Genomic DNA, 17,490 nt, shown 5'->3' with positions numbered 1-17,490 from the left:
AGGCGCGCATGGCTGAGCTCAATCGCCGGCATCTGCTCGGTCTCGGTGTCGGTGCGGTGGCCGCCGCCTCGTTGCGGCCGGCGCTTGCGGCCGAGGGCGGCGAGATCGAGGCGCACGGCATTTCGGCGTTCGGCGATCTGAAATATCCGGCGGATTTCCATCATTTCGACTACGTCAATGTCGACGCGCCGAAGGGCGGGGTGTTTTCGACCAATCCGTCCTACCGGTCCTTCAACCAGTCGTTCCTGACCTTCAACTCGCTCAACGCCTTCATCTTCAAGGGCGACGGCGCGCAAGGCATGGGCCTGACTTTTGCGCCGCTGATGGCGCGCGCCGGCGACGAGCCCGACGCGATGTACGGCCTGGTTGCCAAATCGGTGAAGATCTCCGCCGATGGGCTCGGCTATCGCTTCACGCTGCGGCCGGAGGCGCGGTTTCATGATGGCTCGAAGCTCACCGCCCACGACGCGGCGTTTTCGCTGACCGTGCTGAAGACCAAGGGGCATCCCTTGATCACCCAGCAGATGCGCGACGTGGTCTCGGCGGAAGCGCTCGACGACTTAACGCTGCTGGTGAGGTTTTCGGCCAAGCGCGGCCGCGACGTGCCGCTGTTCGTGGCGGGGCTGCCGATCTTTTCGCAGGCCTATTACGCCAAACATCCGTTCGATGAGTCGACGCTGGAGGCGCCGCTCGGCTCTGGCCCCTACAAGGTCGGCAAGTTCGAAGTCGGCCGCTACATCGAATTCGAGCGGCTGCAGGACTGGTGGGGCGCCGAGCTGCCGGTCAATCGCGGAGCCAACAATTTCGACGTGGTGCGTTACGACTTCTATCGCGACCGCGACGTCGCCTTCGAGGGCTTCACCGGCCGCAGCTATCTGTATCGCGAGGAGTTCACCTCGCGGGTCTGGAACACGCGCTATGATTTTCCGGCGATCCTCGACGGCCGGGTGAAGCGCGAAACCCTGCCGGATGAAACGCCCTCCGGGGCGCAGGGCTGGTTTCCCAACACCCGCCGCGACAAGTTCAAGGACCCGCGGGTGCGCGAGGCGCTGGGCTGCGCGTTCGATTTCGAATGGACCAACAAGACCCTGATGTACGGCGCCTATCTCCGCACGGTATCGCCGTTCCAGAACTCCGACCTGATGGCCAACGGTCCGCCGTCGCCGGAAGAAGTGGCATTGCTAGAGCGCTTCCGCGGCCAGGTGCCGGAGGAGGTGTTCGGCGCGCCCTATGTGCCGCCGGTGTCCGATGGCTCCGGGCAGGACCGCGCGCTGTTGAAGAAGGCGGTGCAACTGCTGCAGGACGCCGGCTGCGTGATCAAGAACGGCAAGCGGATGACGCCGCAGGGCGAACCGTTCACGATCGAGTTTCTGCTCGACGAGCCGACCTTTCAGCCGCACCACATGCCGTTCATCAAGAATCTCGCCACGCTCGGCATCGAGGCGTCGCTGCGCATGGTCGATGCCGTGCAGCATCGCGCCCGGCGCGACGATTTCGATTTCGACCTCATCATCGAGCGCTTCGGCTTCTCGACGGTGCCGGGCGACTCGCTGCGGCCGTTCTTCTCGTCGCGCGCGGCGGCCACCAAGGGCTCGAGCAATCTCGCCGGGATCGCCGATCCGGTGGTCGATGCGCTGGTCGAAGACGTCATCGCCGCCGACACCAGGGTCAAGCTGGTGGTCGCCGCGCGCGCGCTCGACCGCGTGGTCCGCGCCGGCCGCTATTGGGTGCCGCAATGGTATTCGGGCTCGCATCGGGTGGCCTATTGGGACGTGTTCGGCCATCCGGCGAAACTGCCGAAATATCTCGGCGTCGCAGCACCCGATCTGTGGTGGTCGACCGTGAAGTCCGCAGCGACCGAACAGGCGAAATAGCATGGCCGCTTATATCGCCCGCCGCATCCTGCTGATGTTTCCCACCCTGCTCGGAATCCTGTTCGTGTCGTTCGTGGTGGTGCAGTTCGCCCCTGGCGGGCCGGTCGAGCGGGTGATCGCGCAGCTCAGCGGCGCCGACACCGGCGCGGCTTCTCGCGTTTCCGGCTCCTCCGGCGGCGATTTCGGCGCGCGCAGCCAGGCTGGCGCCTCGGGCGACGCGGTGAATTCGAAATATCGCGGCGCCCAGGGGCTGGACCCGGATTTCGTCAAGAGCCTGGAGAAACAGTTCGGCTTCGACAAGCCGGCGCCCGAGCGCTTCGCGATCATGCTGTGGAATTTCGCAAGGTTCGATTTCGGCAAGAGTTACTTCCGCGACGTCAGCGTGCTGCAGCTGATCAAGGAAAAGCTGCCGGTGTCGATGTCGCTCGGGATCTGGATGACGCTTTTGACCTATCTGATCTCGATCCCGCTCGGCATCCGCAAGGCGGTGAAGGACGGCTCGCAATTCGACACCTGGACCTCGGCGGTGATCATCATAGGCTTTGCGATTCCCGGATTCCTGTTCGCCATCCTCTTGATCATCCTGTTCGCCGGCGGCTCGTTCTGGAGCATCTTCCCGCTGCGCGGACTGACCTCGGACGGCTGGAGCGATTTTCCCTGGTACTGGCAGATCCTCGACTATTTCTGGCACATCACGCTGCCGCTGATCTCGATGGTGCTCGGCGCCTTCGCCACCATGACGCTGTTGACCAAGAACTCGTTCCTGGATGAGATCCGCAAACAATATGTGATGACCGCGCGCGCCAAGGGCTGCAGCGAAACCCAGGTGCTGTACAACCACATTTTCCGCAACGCCATGCTGATCGTGATCGCCGGCTTTCCCGGCGCTTTCATCCACGCCTTCTTCTCCGGCTCGCTGTTGATCGAGACCATCTTCTCGCTCGACGGGCTGGGATTGCTCGGCTTCGAGAGCGTGCTGAACCGCGACTATCCGGTGGTGTTCGGCACGCTGTTCATCTTTTCGCTGGTTGGTCTCGTGGTGAACCTGTTGTCCGATCTGGCCTATATGTGGATCGATCCGCGGATCGATTTCGAAGCGCGCGAGGTCTGATGACGCTCATCGCGCGCCAGCCGATCGAATCGACCACCACCGCGCCGCTCGGCGAGGCGGTGCCGCCGGCGCGCCGGCTGTTGGCGCCGTCGCCGCTCAACCGCCGGCGTTGGCAGAACTTCAAATCCAACCGCCGCGGCTATTGGTCGTTCTGGATCTTTCTGTTGTTGTTCTTCGTTTCGCTGTTCGCCGAACTGATCGCCAACGATCGGCCGTTCCTGATCAAGTTCGACGGCAAATTGTATTTCCCGGCCTTTGTCAGCTATTCGGAGACGACGTTCGGCGGCGATTTCGAGACCGCGGCGGATTATCGCGACCCGTTCCTGCAGAAGCTGATCGCGGAGAAAGGCGGCACCACGATCTGGCCGCTGATTCGCTATTCCTACGACACCCACAATCTCGACCTGCCGACGCCGGCGCCGTCGAAGCCGACCTGGATGCTGACCGAGGCCGAATGCAAACCGGTGGTGCAGAAGAAAGGCCTCAATAGCTGCCGCGACCTCGAATACAACTGGCTCGGCACCGACGACCAGGGCCGCGACGTGGTGGCGCGGCTGATCTACGGCTTCCGCATCTCGGTGCTGTTCGGCCTCAGCCTGACCATCATCTCCTCGGTGATCGGCGTCGCCGCCGGCGGCATCCAGGGCTATTTCGGCGGCTGGGTCGATCTCGGTTTCCAGCGTTTCATCGAGGTGTGGAGCGCTATTCCGTCGCTATATCTGTTGCTGATCCTGTCCTCGGTGCTGGTGCCGGGCTTCTTCGTGCTGCTCGGCATTCTCTTGTTGTTCTCCTGGGTGTCGCTGGTCGGCCTGGTGCGCGCCGAGTTTCTGCGCGGGCGCAATTTCGAATACATCATGGCGGCGCGCGCGCTCGGCGTCTCCAACGCCAAGATCATGATCCGGCATCTTTTGCCGAACGCCATGGTCGCCACCATGACGTTCCTGCCGTTCATCGTGTCGTCCTCGGTGATGACGCTGACCGCGCTGGATTTCCTCGGCTTCGGACTGCCGCCGGGATCGCCCTCGCTCGGCGAGTTGCTGTCGCAAGGCAAGGCCAACGCCCAGGCGCCGTGGCTCGGCTTCACCGGCTTCTTCGCGGTGGCGATCATGCTGTCGCTACTGATCTTCATCGGCGAGGGCGTCCGCGACGCCTTCGACCCGCGCAAGACGTTCAGGTGAGGCTGTGATAGGCTGCCGGGAGAAGGGGAGGAGTGATGAACAAGATCGTACCAGACTATCCGGTCGATAAGCTGCCCGCAGATTTACGCGAGGGGCTGCCAAAGCATGGTTCGGTCGAAATCGAGTTCAGGCTCAAGCAGCGGATGCAACCGCGCGTGCTGTTGGCGCCGCTGGCCGGGTCCGTCCCGAACATCCATGGTCGCGACGAGGAAGTGGTTCAGTATATCCGCGAGCTCCGTGAAGACAGCTGATGTGGGAGCGTTACCGAGATCGGCCGATCTATCTCGATTCCAACATTATCATCTACGCGATCGAGCAAGGCAGCCGATGGACCCAAACGATGGCAACGATATTGAGCGCGATCGACGCCGATGCGCTGCTGGTCGTGACCTCAGAGTTGACGATTGCGGAAGTCATGCCGAAGCCGATATCGCTCAACGACCCTGACCATCTTGCCAAGTATGAGCTGTTCTTTTCGCCGTCCAGTCCGATTCTCACCTTGCCGGTCAGCCGCGAAATTCTTCTGGCTTCCTGTCACGTTCAAGCCGATCTAGGGATCAAGCCTATGGATGCGATCCATGTTGCGACCGCGATGGCGTCGGGGTGTCACTACTTCCTAACCGAAGATCATCGCCTCGGGCGCTCGATCGCCGGCGATCTGAAATGGCTCCAACTCTCCGAGCTCTCCTGATGGACGTCCTCAACCAGCCGCTGCTCGACGTCCGCGACCTCTCGGTGGCGTTTCACCAGCCGAGCGGGCAATCGATCGCGGTCGATCATATTTCCTTCGAGATCAAGCGCGGCGAATGCGTGGCGCTGGTCGGCGAATCCGGCTCCGGCAAATCGGTCAGCGCGCTGTCGATCCTGCGGCTGTTGCCGTATCCGACCGCGTCGCATCCCTCGGGCAGCATCCGTTTCAAGGGCCGCGAACTGCTCAACCTGTCGGAGCACGACATTCGCTCGGTGCGCGGCAACGACATTTCGATCATCTTCCAGGAGCCGATGACCTCGCTCAATCCGCTGCATACCATCGAGTCGCAGATCGGCGAGATCTTGCAGCTGCATGGCGGCGTGCGCGGCGACAAGGCGCGGGCCCGGATCCTGCAACTGCTGACCCAGGTCGGCATTCCGGAGCCGGAGACCCGGCTCGGCAGCTATCCGCATCAATTGTCCGGCGGCCAGCGCCAGCGGGTGATGATCGCGATGGCGCTCGCCAACGAGCCGGACCTGTTGATCGCCGACGAGCCGACCACCGCGCTCGACGTCACCGTGCAGGCGCAGATCCTGGCGCTCCTGGCGGAGATCCGCGCAAGGCTCGGCATGAGTCTGTTGTTCATCACCCACGACCTCGGCATCGTGCGCCGCATCGCTGACGTGGTCTGCGTGATGCATAACGGCAAGATCGTCGAGCAGGGGCCGGTCGAGCAGGTGTTCACCGCGCCGCAGCATCCCTACACGCGCGCGCTGCTCGCCGCCGAGCCGAAGCCCGATCCGGCGCCGCCGCGGCCCGACGCGCCGGTGGTGATGTCGACCGACGACCTGAAAGTCTGGTTTCCGATCAAGCGCGGGTTGATGCGCAAGACGGTAGGCCACATCAAGGCGGTCGACGGCGTCAGCCTCAGCGTCCGCAAGGGCGAGACGCTCGGCGTGGTCGGCGAGTCCGGCTCCGGCAAGACCACGCTGGGCCTGGCCTTGTTGCGGCTGATTTCCTCGGACGGTCCGATCGTCTTCCTCAGCAACAATATCCAGGGCCTGAAATTCAAGGCGATGCGGCCGTTCCGCCGCGACATGCAGATCGTGTTTCAGGATCCATTCGGCGCGCTCAGCCCCAGGATGTCGGTCGGCGATATCGTCGCCGAAGGCCTCAGCGTGCATCAGCCGTCGTTGTCGCAGGTCGAGCGCGACACTCGCGTGGTCAAGGCGCTGCAGGATGTCGGGCTCGATCCGGCGACGCGATTTCGCTATCCGCACGAGTTCTCCGGTGGCCAGCGCCAGCGCATCTCGATCGCCCGCGCGGCGGTGCTGGAACCGAGCTTCGTGGTGCTGGACGAGCCGACCAGCGCGCTCGACATGCTGTTCCAGGCGCAGATGGTCGATCTGTTGCGCGACCTGCAGCGCAAGCGCGACCTGACCTACATGTTCATCTCGCACGATCTGCGGGTGGTCGCCTCGCTGGCCAGCCATCTGATCGTGATGCGCCAGGGCAAGGTGGTCGAGGAGGGGCCGGCATCGGAGCTGTTCGCGCAGCCGAAGACCGACTATACCCGCGCGTTGTTCGCCGCCGCGTTCCGCATCGAGACCGCGGCGGGCGGCCCTGCGACGCCATGAGTTCTGGAAATGAATGATCAGCAAACGACCGCGGCCATCATCGCCGATCAAGCCGCCGAAGTGACGATCTCCGAACCGTCCTTGATCGGCCGCGGCTTCATGGCCTATCAGCGCTTCGACATTTCGTTGCACCGCGATGGCGAGCCGCCGCTGCAGCAGCGTCGCGACCTGTTGCGCGCCAATAAGGTTGCTGCGGTTTTGCCGGTGGATCTGGCGCGCGGCGAGGTGGTGCTGATCCGCCAGTTCCGGCTGACGGCGCATTTGGTCAGCGGTCGCGGCGAGATGGTGGAGATCGTCGCCGGCAGAGTCGATCCGGGTGAAACGCCGGCTGAGGCCGCGGCGCGCGAATGCGTCGAGGAAATCGGCGCGGCGCCGAGCCGTCTGGTCGAATTGTTCAGCGTGCTGCCGACGCCGGGCATCACCGACGAATCCGTGACGTTCTTTCTCGGGTTGATCGATGCGTCAAATCTGCCGGAGCGCTGCGGGCTTGCCGAAGAGACCGAGGAGATTCGCCCGTTCGCCGTGCCGATCGACGCGGCCATCGCCGCGCTCGATAGCGGCCTCGTTGCCAACGCGCTGCTGGTCAGCGCGCTGCAATGGCTGGCGCTGCACCGCGATCGCTTACAGGACTATGCAAAACATCCAGCCGCCTGATCGCGGCGAGGTCGCAGCCCGCGGCGCCGATCCGGGCGATCGCGTCGCCGAGGCCTTCGATCGCGGTGGCCATGGCGTGCGCATTGGCGTGCACGATGCTCTCGGCGTCGCGCACGATCGCGACGTGACCGCACCAAAACATCAGGTCGCCGCGTTGCGGGCTCCGCATTTCCGAATCCGATAGCGCGCGGCCGAGTTGGGCCTGCTGCATGTCGCTGTCGCGCGGGGAGGCGAGGCCGCAGGCGTTCAGCGCCACCTGCACCAGGCCGGAGCAATCGATGCCGAGGCTGGTCTTGCCGCCCCACAGATAGGGCGTGCCGAGAAAGCGCTCCGCCACCGCGACGTAGTCGCTCTCGAAGCCGTCGATCGCGCCGACATGCTGCGCCGGCACGTATTGGCCGTCGTGGGTGATGGCAAAGCCGCCGTCGTGTCGTGCCACTGCGAGCCGCGCGCCGAGCGGCAGCGTATCCACCGGCGGCAGTTTGATCGAGGGGCCGGGGAAGGCGAAGGTTCGTAGCGCGGTCACCTTGTGGGTCGCGGGTGGTCCCGGCGGATACAGTGCCAAATCCGGCAGCCAGCCGACATAGCCGTCGCTGTGCAGCTGGCCCCAGTCCCAGCCCTCCGCGCTGCGCTCATAGATCGTCACCCGCTCGCCCTTCAGCGCCTGGGTGTCGAGCATCGCGCCGGAAAACGGCTCGCGGCGCAGCGGCGCGATGCCGTCGAACACTTCGAACTCTTCGCCGGCAACGAACCGCAAGGCCTCGACCTTGCCTTCGAGATGTTTGGCGGCAAGGTCGGGTCGCGCCGGCGTCAGCCGCGGATCGCGGGTCAGATCAGCCATAACGCTGGCTCAGCAGTTTGTAGATCGCGCGCGCGGCCTGGCATTCGCCGCCTTCCGGGCGGCCGGGTTTCGCGGTCGGCGTCCAGCCGTAGATGTCGACATGCAGCCAGCTGGTCGCGGCTTCGACGAAGCGTTGCAGGAACAGCGCGCAGGTGATCGAGCCGGCGAAGCCGCCGGACGGCGCGTTGTTGAGCGTGGCGACCTTGGAGTCGAGCCAGGAATCATACGGCGGCCACAGCGGCAGTCGCCACAACGGGTCGTTCTCGGCCTTGGCGCAGCGCGCGACATCGAGCGCCAGGGTCTCGTCGTCGGTGTAGAACGGCGGCAGATCGGGGCCGAGCGCGACCCGCGCGGCGCCGGTCAGCGTGCCGAGATCGATCAGCAGCTCCGGCGCCTCTTCGTCGGCCAAGGCCAGCGCGTCGGCCAGCACCAGCCGGCCCTCGGCGTCGGTGTTGCCGATTTCCACCGTCGGGCCCTTGCGCGAGGGATAGATGTCGAGCGGCCGCATCGCGTTGCCGGCCACCGCGTTCTCCACCGCCGGGATCAGCACGCGCAACCGCACTTTGAGTTTGGCATCCATGATCAGCAGCGCCAGCGCCAGCACATTGGCGGCGCCGCCCATGTCCTTCTTCATGATCAGCATGCCGCTCGACGGCTTCAGGTCGAGACCGCCGCTGTCGAAACACACGCCCTTGCCGACCAGCGTGACTTTCGGGTGCGCAGCATCGCCCCACGAAAAATCGATCAGCCGCGGCGCGCGGTCCGAGGCCTTGCCGACCGCGTGGATCAAGGGAAAATTCTGCGCCAGCAAATCGTCGCCGACGGTGCAGCTGAAGCTGGCGCCGAACCGCTCTGCGAGTTCGCGCGCCGCGGCGGCGAGCTGCTCCGGCCCCATGTCGTTGGCGGGGGTGTTGATCAGATCACGCGCCAGCGTCACCGCCTCGATCACCCGGGAGACGTCATCGAGATCGATCCCCTCCGGGGGCAGCAGCCGCACCAGCGGCGCCTCGGCCTTGCGATAGCGGTCGAATTTGTAGCTGCCGAGCGCGAACGCCAAGGTCGCCAGACGCAAATCGTGCGGCGCGTTGGCGAAGCGATAGGCGCCCGGCGGCAACAGTTTGGGCAACTGGCCGACACGAAACGGATCGCGCGATTTTCCGCCCAGGTCGTCCAGCGCGAAAATCACCTGTTCGATGCCGCCCGTGGGCGAGGGCAGCGCGAGATAGTCGCCGGGTTTGGCCGCATAGCCGTTGGCCTTGGCAAACTGCCGGGCGTGGTCCGGCAATGCCGCGCACGCGGTTTCCCAATTGGCCTTGCTGACGAAGCTGATCGGGGTGACCGACAGCGAGGCGGCGGTTTCAAACACGGGATGCATCGGGGCCTCACTTGCTGAGTGGACGAGCGCGCCGCGAAGGCCGGCCGTCGCCGATTAACCCGTCGTTAGGGTTAACGGACTATTGCTCGGGTGATCAGCCCTGATCCCCGTCCGCGGTCATCGTGAGTTAAGCTGTCATGCGTCAGCAGTCCAGTCTCGCCCGCTATCTTGCATCCGCAGCTGTGGCGGCGATGCTGGCGGTGCCGCTTGGTGGCTGCCAGACCACGGGGTCGGACATCACCGGCTCGATCGGCGGCAATAAATCGGATGCCCTGGCCGCCGACCCGAAGGCGGCGGTCGAGGTCTATGGCGAGCGCTACCGCGCCAATCCGAAGAACGCCGAGGCGGCGTTGCGTTACGGTCAGGCGTTGCGTGCCGCGGGGATGCGCTCGCAGGCGGTCGCGGTGTTCGAACAGGCGACCATTGCCAACCCGGGAAACAAGACCTTGCTGGCCGGCTACGGCCGGGCGTTGGCCGATGCCGGAAGCTTCCAGCGCGCCTTCGAGGTGCTCGGCAGCGCGCACACCCCGGAAAATCCCGATTGGCGGATCCTGTCGGTCCAGGGCACCACGCTCGATCAAATGGGGCGGCACGACGACGCCCGCGGCTATTACGCCAGTGCGCTAAAGATCAAGCCGGAAGACCCCACGGTGCTGTCCAATCTGGGGCTGTCTTACGTGCTCTCCAAAGAATTGCCCAAGGCCGAGGAGACGCTGCGCCGCGCCTATGGCGCCGGTGCCAGCACCGATCCGCGGGTGCGGCAGAACTTGGCCCTGGTGGTCGGCCTGCAGGGCCGCTTCGCCGAGGCCGAGAGCATCGTGCGGGCCGATCTGCCCGCCGAAGAGGCCGCCGCCAACGCCGCCTATCTGCGGCAGATGCTCAGCCGCAAGGACGGCCCGCGGCTCGGCGCGCAAGACGCCGACGCGCCCGGACGCTCCTGATCTCTCAGCTCATCATCCCGTCTCGTTGACGGCAAGCGCCGCGATGGATTTCGCCATTGCGCGCCGAGCGAGCACGGCGTCGCCGGGCGCGCAGCCAAGCCGCCCGGGCATCACGCCGAGGGCCGGCTTGCGTCGTCGCAACAGATCGCCGCAACGACGAATTCAGAACGTTTGATTGGTATCGTCCGGTCCGCCCGCGCTATTGCATCGTCGCAACTTTGATCCCGGTCGGCCCCAGAATCACGACGAACAGCACCGGCAGGAAGAACAGGATCATCGGCACCGTCAATTTCGGCGGCAGCGCCGCGGCCTTCTTCTCCGCCTCGTTCATCCGCATGTCGCGGTTTTCCTGCGCCATCACCCGCAAGCTCTGTCCGAGCGGGGTGCCGTAACGTTCCGACTGTTGCAGGGCGAGGCAGACCGATTTGACGCCTTCGAGCCCGGTGCGCTTGGCCAGGTTCTCGTAAGCCACCTTGCGATCCTGCAGATAGGACAATTCCGCGGTGGTGAGCGTGAACTCTTCGGCCAGCGGGATCGATTGCGAGCCGATCTCGATCGCGACCTTGCGGAACGCGGTTTCGATCGACATGCCGGATTCGACGCAGATCAGCAGCAGATCCAGCGCGTCCGGAAATGCCCGCTTGATCGACAGCTGGCGCTTTGAAATCGCGTTGGTCAGAAACAGCATCGGCGCCTGCATGCCGAGGAAGCACGCGGCGATGCAGATCGCGATCTTGATCCCGAGCGGCTGCTGCATGTGGGAAATCACGAAGATGTACAGCGCGGTGGCCAGCATGAAGGCGATCGGCATCACCATGCGGAAAAACAGGAAGGTGACGTAGGGCGCGTGTCCGCGATAGCCGGCCATCACCAGCTTGTCGCGCGCGGCTTCCTGCGCCACCCATTTGCCGAGGTTGAAGTCTTCCACCACCTTGGAGACGAACTGCTTCGGCGCCTGGCGCAGCGACACCCGTTCGGTCTTCGACAGCCGGTCGCGCTCGCGCTGCCGGATCCGCTCGCGTTCGCTGGCGACGGCTTTCATACGCTTCGACAGGCTTTCGCCGGCGAACAGCGGCGTGATCAGCGTGTAGGCGGTGGCGCTGGCGGCGATCGCGGCCAGCAGCATGGTCATGAACCGCACATCGTGGAATTTCGCGATGATGAATTCAAACATGCTGCACCGTCAAAAGTCGAAGTTGATCATTTGCTTCATCACGAAGATGCCGATCGCCATCCACAACACGCAGCCGGCCAGCATCAGCTGGCCGGTCGGATGGGTCCACAACAGCGAGATGTAGTCCGGTGTCGACAGGTAGACCAACAACATCACGATCGGCGGCAATGAGCCGATGATGCCGGCGGAGGCCTTGGCTTCCATCGACATCGCCTGAATCTTTTCCGCCATTCGCTTGCGGTCGCGCAGCACCTTGGACAGGTTGCCCAGCGCTTCCGACAGATTGCCGCCGGACTTCTGCTGGATCGCGATCACGATGCCGAAGAAGTTGGCTTCCGGCAGCGGCATTCGCTCGTACAGCCGCGCGCAGGCTTCGCCGAGCGGCATGCCGATCGCCTGGGTCTCCAGGATCGCCAGGAATTCGCTCTTCAGCGGCTCCGGGGCGTCGGCGGCGACCACCTTTAGCGAGTCGAACAGCGGCAGCCCGGCCTTGATGCCGCGCACGATGACGTCGACGGCATCGGGCAGCGCCTTGAGGAAGTTCTTTTCGCGGCGCTTCTTCAGGAAATTCAACGCCCAGCGCGGCAGCCCGAAGCCGGCCGCAAAGCCAAGAGCGAGCGCGGCGAGCAGGCCGCCGCCCAGCAGGGAGGTGATCGCAAACATCGTCACGCCGAGCACGGCGGAGCCGATCAGAAATCCCTTCGGCGTCCATTTCACCCCGGCCTGGGTCAGCCGCGTGGTCAGCGCGACCTTCTTTTCTTTCCGGTGCCGGGCTTCGACTTCCTTCAGCGATCCTTCGACCTGCTCACGGCGCGATCGCTGCGTTCTGTCGATCTGCCGCACCACCGGTTCCGGACGGGCCAGCGACGCGCGGCGCTGTTCGGCGGTTTTTTGTCCCGACAGCGACGGGTAGATGAAGACCCATGCCAGGCCACCCACCGCCATGGCGGAGAGGAAAGCGATGGCGAGCGTTTGTATCAGCATCGATCCTCTCCCTGTTAGATTTCGACGGCGACTTCGGCGGCGTCGAGCGCCGCAGCGAGCCGTTTCTCCTCGCCGTAATAGCGCGCGCGCTCCCAGAAACGCGGCCGGCCGATCCCGGTGGAGCGATGCCGCCCGACGATGTGGCCGTTGGCGTCCTCGCCGATCATGTCGTAGATGAACAGATCCTGGGTGATGATGGTGTCGCCTTCCATGCCCATCACCTCGGTGATGTGGGTGATGCGGCGCGAGCCGTCGCGCAACCGCGCGGCCTGGATCACCACGTCGATCGAGGCGCAGATCATCTCGCGAATGGTGCGCGACGGCAGCGAGAAGCCGCCCATCGTGATCATCGATTCGCAGCGCGACAGCGCCTCGCGCGGGTTGTTGGCGTGCAGCGTGCCCATAGAGCCGTCATGGCCGGTGTTCATCGCCTGCAGCAGGTCGAACGCTTCCGGTCCGCGGACTTCGCCGACGATGATCCGCTCGGGGCGCATACGCAGGCAGTTGCGCACCAGTTCGCGCATCGTTACTTGGCCTTCGCCCTCGATATTCGGCGGCCGGGTTTCCAGGCGGACCACGTGCGGCTGCTGCAGCTGCAGTTCGGCGGCGTCTTCGCAGGTGATGATGCGCTCGTCGTCGTCGATGTAATTGGTCAGGCAGTTCAAAAGCGTGGTCTTGCCGGAGCCGGTGCCGCCGGAGATCAGCACGTTGGCGCGGCAACGGCCGATGATCTGCAGGATGGTGGCGCCCTCGGGCGTGATCGCGCCGAATTTGACCAACTGATCCAGCGTCAGCTTGTCCTTCTTGAATTTGCGGATGGTGAGCGCCGGGCCGTCGATCGCCAACGGCGGCACGATGGCGTTGACGCGGCTGCCGTCGGCGAGCCGGGCGTCGCAGATCGGCGAGGATTCGTCGACGCGGCGGCCGACCTGGCTGACGATGCGCTGGCAGATGTTCAGTAGCTGCTGGTTGTCGCGAAACCGGATGCCGGTGCGCTGGATGCGGCCGGCGACTTCGATGAACACCGTGCCGGCGCCGTTGACCATGATGTCGGAAATGTCGTCGCGCGACAGCAGCGGCTCCAACGGGCCGTAGCCGAGCACGTCGTTGCAGATGTCGTCGAGCAGTTCCTCCTGCTCGGCGATCGACATCACGATGTTCTTGATCGCGATGATCTCGTTGACGATGTCGCGGATTTCCTCGCGCGCGGATTCGGCATCGAGCTTGGCGAGTTGCGCCAGATCGATGGCCTCGATCAGCGCCCCGAAGATCGTCGCCTTGACCTGATAATAGGTGTCCGAGCGCCGGGTTTCGATCGCGATGGCGGCCGGCGTCGGCCGGGCAGGGGCCAGCGGCGGCGAGGCAACGGCCGCAGCCGGCGCCTCGAGCGGCGCGCGCAACGACACGCCGATCGTCGGCTCCGGCGCCGCGCTGGCGGGCTTCGGCAGGCGGCCGTCGTTATCTGCTCCGCTACGCTTCCCAAACACGACGATGCTCCACCACGGGACTTATTTCGCCCGCAACTTCTCGAGGAACGGCGCGATGAACGAGCCGCGCGGCTTCTTGGTTTCGCCGCGGCCGGTCATGCGCTGGGCGATCTGCAAGAACATCTCGGCGGCACGATGGTTGGCGGAAATCTCGGCGATCATCTGGCCGTTGTTGGCGGCCGCGCCGAAGATCTGCGGGTCGAACGGAATGCTGACCACCGGCGGACTTTCGATCGCCTTGGCGAACTCGTTGGCGTTGATCTCCGGGCGTTTCGGCACGCCGACCTGGTTCAGGCAGTAGTGCGGCGGGCGGTCGTTCGGCCGCGCCGCCTTCAACAGATCGTACATGTTCTTGGCGTTGCGCAGATTGGCGAGATCCGGCGCCGCGACGATCAGAATATCGTCGGCGCTGACCAGGGCGCGTTTGGTCCAGCCGGACCATTGATGCGGCACGTCCAGCACGATGCAGGGCATCGTGGTGCGCAAGGTGTCGAAGATCGAGTCGAAGGCTTCGGTGCCGAAATCGTAGACCCGCTCCAGCGTCGCCGGCGCCGCCAGCAGGCTGAGGTGATCGGTGCATTTCGACAGCAGCCGGTCGATGAACGCGGTGTCGACGCGGTCGGGCGAGAACACCGCGTCGGCGATGCCCTGCGGCGGATCCTGATTGTAGTCGAGCCCTGCGGTGCCGAAGGCGAGGTCGAGGTCCGCGACCACCGAATCCAGCGCCAGGTCGCGGGCGATCGCCCAGGCGACATTGTGGGCGATGGTGGAGGCGCCGACGCCGCCCTTGGCGCCGACCACCGCGATGATGCGGCCGACCGCGCGGGCTTCGGGCGCCGAGAATAGCCCGCAGATCGAGCCGACGATCTTGATCGGCACCACCGGCGCGATGACGTAGTCGCTGACGCCGCGACGAACCAGTTCGCGGTACAGCGTGACGTCGTTGACCCGACCGATGACGATCACCCGGGTGCCGGCGTCGCAAACCGTGGCAAGCTGGTCGAGCCCGGCCAGGATGTCGCTGCGAGGATCGGTTTCCAGGATGATGACATTCGGCGTCGGGGCCGAGCGATAGGCCTCGATGGCGGCCGCCATGCCGCCCATCTGGATCTTGAGGTGCGCCTTGTCGAGCCGGCGATCTTCGCCGGCGGCCTGCACCGCCGCGGCGGTCTCGACGGTTTCGCAGAACGCCTGCACCGACACCCGCGGCGCCGGCGCAATATGCTCTTCCGGCGTCGGCTGCGCCGCTGCGGTCTGCTCGTCTTCGGAGGTCTGGCGTGCGTAACTGATCATTTGCCGGTGTCGCTGAGTTTGGCCTTGTCGGCCTCGGGATAGGTCGTCGTGGTGCTGGTGCCCTTGCGGTACTTCTCGAACGAGTTGGTGCGCCGGGCGGTATAGGCCGGGGTTTCGCCACGCGGCTGGACCAGGTCAGCGGGATTGTCGACCATCGCGGCGAGATTGCGCTGGCTGGCGCATCCCAGATTCCAATACGGTTTGTTCTCGAAATAGTCGTGGTTCTTGCTCGATGAGCCGAGATCGTCCGGCCACAGCCCGCAGGGCCCGGCGGTTGCGGTCAGCCGTGGGTAGTTGACGCGAATGGCGGCAAACTGCCGGGTGTCGCGCGGCTGATAGTCGCGCACCGTCACGGCGTTCGGCGGCAGGCCTTGAGCGGCGAGCAGCGCGCGGATTTCACGGAGCGAATCCGCCGCAGCGCGCGCGTTCGGGGTGTGGGTCGGCAGGTCGATGACGATCGGCCCGGTGCCTTCGCGGAGCCAGGTTTGCGCCAGCGAGGCGACGTCGGCGCGCTGCGCGCCGGTCAGTCCGCCGCGCCCGGTGCCGGCGAAGATGATCAGGGTCTGGTCGGCTTCCTGAATCGCGATCGGATGCCGCTGCCGATAATCGTCCGGCACGATGCTTCCGGTGACCTCGTCGCTGGTATGGTTGCAACCGCCAAGGACCAGACAGACGGCCACCAGCGCGCCGCCCAAACGCAGGCGGCGGAGGTGATCGGCGGGATATTCGCTCGTCATCGTGTGTGGTCCTTGTCCCGCCTCAATCGGTGATGAAGCCATAGGTGCCGCGATAATTCTTGGCGGGTTCGGTGCGCCCGCGCACGCCGTAGATCCGGTTGATGTTGCCGATCAGATCCGCCTGCGGGTCCGAGGCCGCGGCAAATCCGTCGTCCGGCCGCGACAGATCCTTCTGCGCCACCGCGCGCACGACGTACGGCGTCACCAGCACCAACAGCTCGGTGTTGCGATTGACGTAGTCGCGGCTGCGGAACAGGGCGCCGAGAACCGGCAGCTGCGCCAGACCCGGCAATCCATTCATCGCCTGTTTGGTCTGTTCCTGGATCAGACCGGCCATCGCCATCGAGCCGCCCGAGGGAATTTCCAGCGTGGTTTCCGCCCGGCGGGTCTTGATCGACGGCACGGTGATGGAATTGGTGGTGGTGGTGCTCACCGCCTGCGACAGGGTGATCGAATTGTCGGTGGAGATTTCCGAGACCTCGGTCATCACCCGCAGGCTGATCCGCCCCTCGCTCATCACCACCGGGGTGAAGTTCAGCGAAATGCCGAATTTCTTGAAGCTGATCTGGGTGGTGCAGACATGCGTGACCGGGTCGCAGGAATAGCCGGCGGGCACCGGAAACTCGCCGCCCGCCACGAAGGTCGCGGATTCGCCGGAAATCGCCGTCAGGTTCGGTTCGGCCAGGGTGCGGACCACGCCGGCGCTTTCCATCGCCCGCAGCGTCGCCGTGACCGAGGGCGTGGTGCCGCCGCCGAACGAGGCGGTGGTGGCGTTGCCGGACACCAGGTTGCTGCCATAGGCGGTGAACGGGTTGCTGTTGTTGAAATTCACCACCGCGGTGCCGTAGTTCATGCGCGCGGTGAGGTCGACGCCGAGTTGCTTGACGATATCGCGTTGCACTTCGGCGACGGTCACCTTCAGCATCACCTGGTCGCGACCGCGCACCGCGATGCTGTTGACGACGTTGTCCGGGCCATCGACCAGCCGTGCCGCAAGGTCGCCGGCCTGCTGGGCTTCGATCGGGCTCGACACCGATCCGGTCAGCATCACGCTCTTGACGCCGACGCCCTCGACCCGGATATCGGCGCCCGGCAGGGTTTGCTTCATGGCGGCGCGGATGCCGTTGAGGTCGCGCGTCACCGCGATGTCGTAGGCGGCGATCTGCAGCCCGGCGGCGTCGAAGAACACGATATTGGTCTGGCCGATCGCAGCCCCGATGATGTAGGCGCGCTGCGCCGAACGCACCACGGCGTTGGCGATCTTGGGATCGGCGACCAGCACATCCTTGATGTCGCGCGGCAGGTCGATCACCACCGACTTGCTGACGCCGAGCGCCAGAAAACGGGCGTTCAGCTGGCCATCGGCGGCGGCGGCCATCGGGCGATAGTCGGCGGCCAGCGCCGGGGCGAGCGCCGGATTGATGGTCAGCGCGGCGGCCGCGGAAAACCACAGGGCGCGTGCCAGCGGACTGCGCATCGGCCGGTGGTCTTTGCTGGTCATATCCGGTCCTCT

Annotated in this window: 16 protein-coding genes; 8 read left to right on the top strand and 8 right to left on the bottom strand. The window is 65.2% G+C overall.

Translation table 11 applies throughout. The features are described 5' to 3' along the window. Positions 1-8: 8 nt before the first annotated feature. The 7 genes from RPC_RS18685 to RPC_RS18655 are packed head-to-tail and all read left to right on the top strand — an operon-like array spanning position 9 to position 7,145. Positions 9-1,874, top strand: a complete 1,866-nt coding sequence (locus tag RPC_RS18685; RefSeq protein ID WP_011474145.1) for an ABC transporter substrate-binding protein — start codon at positions 9-11, stop codon at positions 1,872-1,874. 1 nt (position 1,875) lies between these two features. After that, on the top strand, positions 1,876-2,985 hold the full coding sequence (locus RPC_RS18680) for a microcin C ABC transporter permease YejB (protein WP_011474144.1): 1,110 nt from the start codon (positions 1,876-1,878) through the stop codon (positions 2,983-2,985). Next, a complete protein-coding gene (locus RPC_RS18675) occupies positions 2,985-4,163 on the top strand; it encodes an ABC transporter permease (protein ID WP_011474143.1) in 1,179 nt (392 codons plus the stop codon). Before RPC_RS18680 ends, RPC_RS18675 begins: the two co-directional genes overlap by 1 nt. A 35-nt stretch (positions 4,164-4,198) precedes the next feature. Then, entirely contained in the window at positions 4,199-4,414 is a 216-nt protein-coding gene (locus RPC_RS18670) for a hypothetical protein (protein ID WP_011474142.1), read from the top strand. Continuing rightward, the gene (locus tag RPC_RS18665) at positions 4,414-4,854 is read left to right on the top strand and encodes a type II toxin-antitoxin system VapC family toxin (protein ID WP_011474141.1); all 441 of its coding nucleotides are present in this window, start codon (positions 4,414-4,416) and stop codon (positions 4,852-4,854) included. The genes RPC_RS18670 and RPC_RS18665 overlap by 1 nt, the downstream gene beginning before the upstream one ends. Beyond that, positions 4,854-6,491, top strand: a complete 1,638-nt coding sequence (locus RPC_RS18660) for an ABC transporter ATP-binding protein (RefSeq protein ID WP_011474140.1) — start codon at positions 4,854-4,856, stop codon at positions 6,489-6,491. Before RPC_RS18665 ends, RPC_RS18660 begins: the two co-directional genes overlap by 1 nt. A 9-nt stretch (positions 6,492-6,500) precedes the next feature. Beyond that, positions 6,501-7,145 carry an NUDIX domain-containing protein gene (locus RPC_RS18655; RefSeq protein WP_011474139.1) on the top strand — a complete coding sequence of 215 codons (645 nt, stop codon included), beginning with the start codon at positions 6,501-6,503 and terminating at the stop codon, positions 7,143-7,145. Here RPC_RS18655 and RPC_RS18650 read toward each other — a convergent pair. Together RPC_RS18650 and RPC_RS18645 are read right to left on the bottom strand one after the other, a co-directional pair. After that, entirely contained in the window at positions 7,075-7,986 is a 912-nt protein-coding gene (locus tag RPC_RS18650; protein WP_011474138.1) for an NlpC/P60 family protein, read from the bottom strand. The genes RPC_RS18655 and RPC_RS18650 overlap by 71 nt on opposite strands. Beyond that, positions 7,979-9,361 (bottom strand): leucyl aminopeptidase family protein, encoded by a 1,383-nt coding sequence (locus RPC_RS18645; RefSeq protein ID WP_011474137.1) that lies wholly within the window; start codon positions 9,359-9,361, stop codon positions 7,979-7,981. Before RPC_RS18645 ends, RPC_RS18650 begins: the two co-directional genes overlap by 8 nt. Before the next feature lie 137 nt (positions 9,362-9,498). Here RPC_RS18645 and RPC_RS18640 point away from each other — a divergent pair, with 137 nt between their 5' ends. Continuing rightward, positions 9,499-10,302 carry a tetratricopeptide repeat protein gene (locus RPC_RS18640; RefSeq protein WP_011474136.1) on the top strand — a complete coding sequence of 268 codons (804 nt, stop codon included), beginning with the start codon at positions 9,499-9,501 and terminating at the stop codon, positions 10,300-10,302. Between the two features lie 199 nt (positions 10,303-10,501). Here the strand turns inward: RPC_RS18640 and RPC_RS18635 are convergent, their stop codons facing one another. Genes RPC_RS18635 through RPC_RS18610 form a run of 6 tightly spaced genes read right to left on the bottom strand, consistent with a single transcriptional unit; the run spans position 10,502 to position 17,478 of the window. Further along, on the bottom strand, positions 10,502-11,476 hold the full coding sequence (locus RPC_RS18635; protein WP_011474135.1) for a type II secretion system F family protein: 975 nt from the start codon (positions 11,474-11,476) through the stop codon (positions 10,502-10,504). 9 nt (positions 11,477-11,485) lie between these two features. Further along, on the bottom strand, positions 11,486-12,460 hold the full coding sequence (locus tag RPC_RS18630; protein WP_011474134.1) for a type II secretion system F family protein: 975 nt from the start codon (positions 12,458-12,460) through the stop codon (positions 11,486-11,488). Positions 12,461-12,474: 14 nt separating this feature from the next. Then, positions 12,475-13,947 carry a CpaF family protein gene (locus RPC_RS18625; protein WP_011474133.1) on the bottom strand — a complete coding sequence of 491 codons (1,473 nt, stop codon included), beginning with the start codon at positions 13,945-13,947 and terminating at the stop codon, positions 12,475-12,477. A gap of 21 nt (positions 13,948-13,968) precedes the next feature. Next, positions 13,969-15,240 (bottom strand): AAA family ATPase, encoded by a 1,272-nt coding sequence (locus tag RPC_RS18620; RefSeq protein WP_011474132.1) that lies wholly within the window; start codon positions 15,238-15,240, stop codon positions 13,969-13,971. Further along, entirely contained in the window at positions 15,237-15,977 is a 741-nt protein-coding gene (locus RPC_RS18615; RefSeq protein WP_011474131.1) for a CpaD family pilus assembly protein, read from the bottom strand. The genes RPC_RS18620 and RPC_RS18615 overlap by 4 nt, the downstream gene beginning before the upstream one ends. Positions 15,978-15,999: 22 nt before the next feature. Next, complete coding sequence (locus RPC_RS18610; RefSeq protein WP_011474130.1) at positions 16,000-17,478, bottom strand: type II and III secretion system protein family protein; 1,479 nt, start codon at positions 17,476-17,478, stop codon at positions 16,000-16,002. Positions 17,479-17,490: the final 12 nt, after the last annotated feature.

Origin of the sequence: Rhodopseudomonas palustris BisB18 (assembly GCF_000013745.1) — a bacterium.
GTDB lineage: Bacteria > Pseudomonadota > Alphaproteobacteria > Rhizobiales > Xanthobacteraceae > Rhodopseudomonas_A > Rhodopseudomonas_A palustris_F.
The sequence above is the reverse complement of the archived record's forward strand: the minus strand, read 5'-3'. Positions and strand labels throughout refer to the sequence as shown.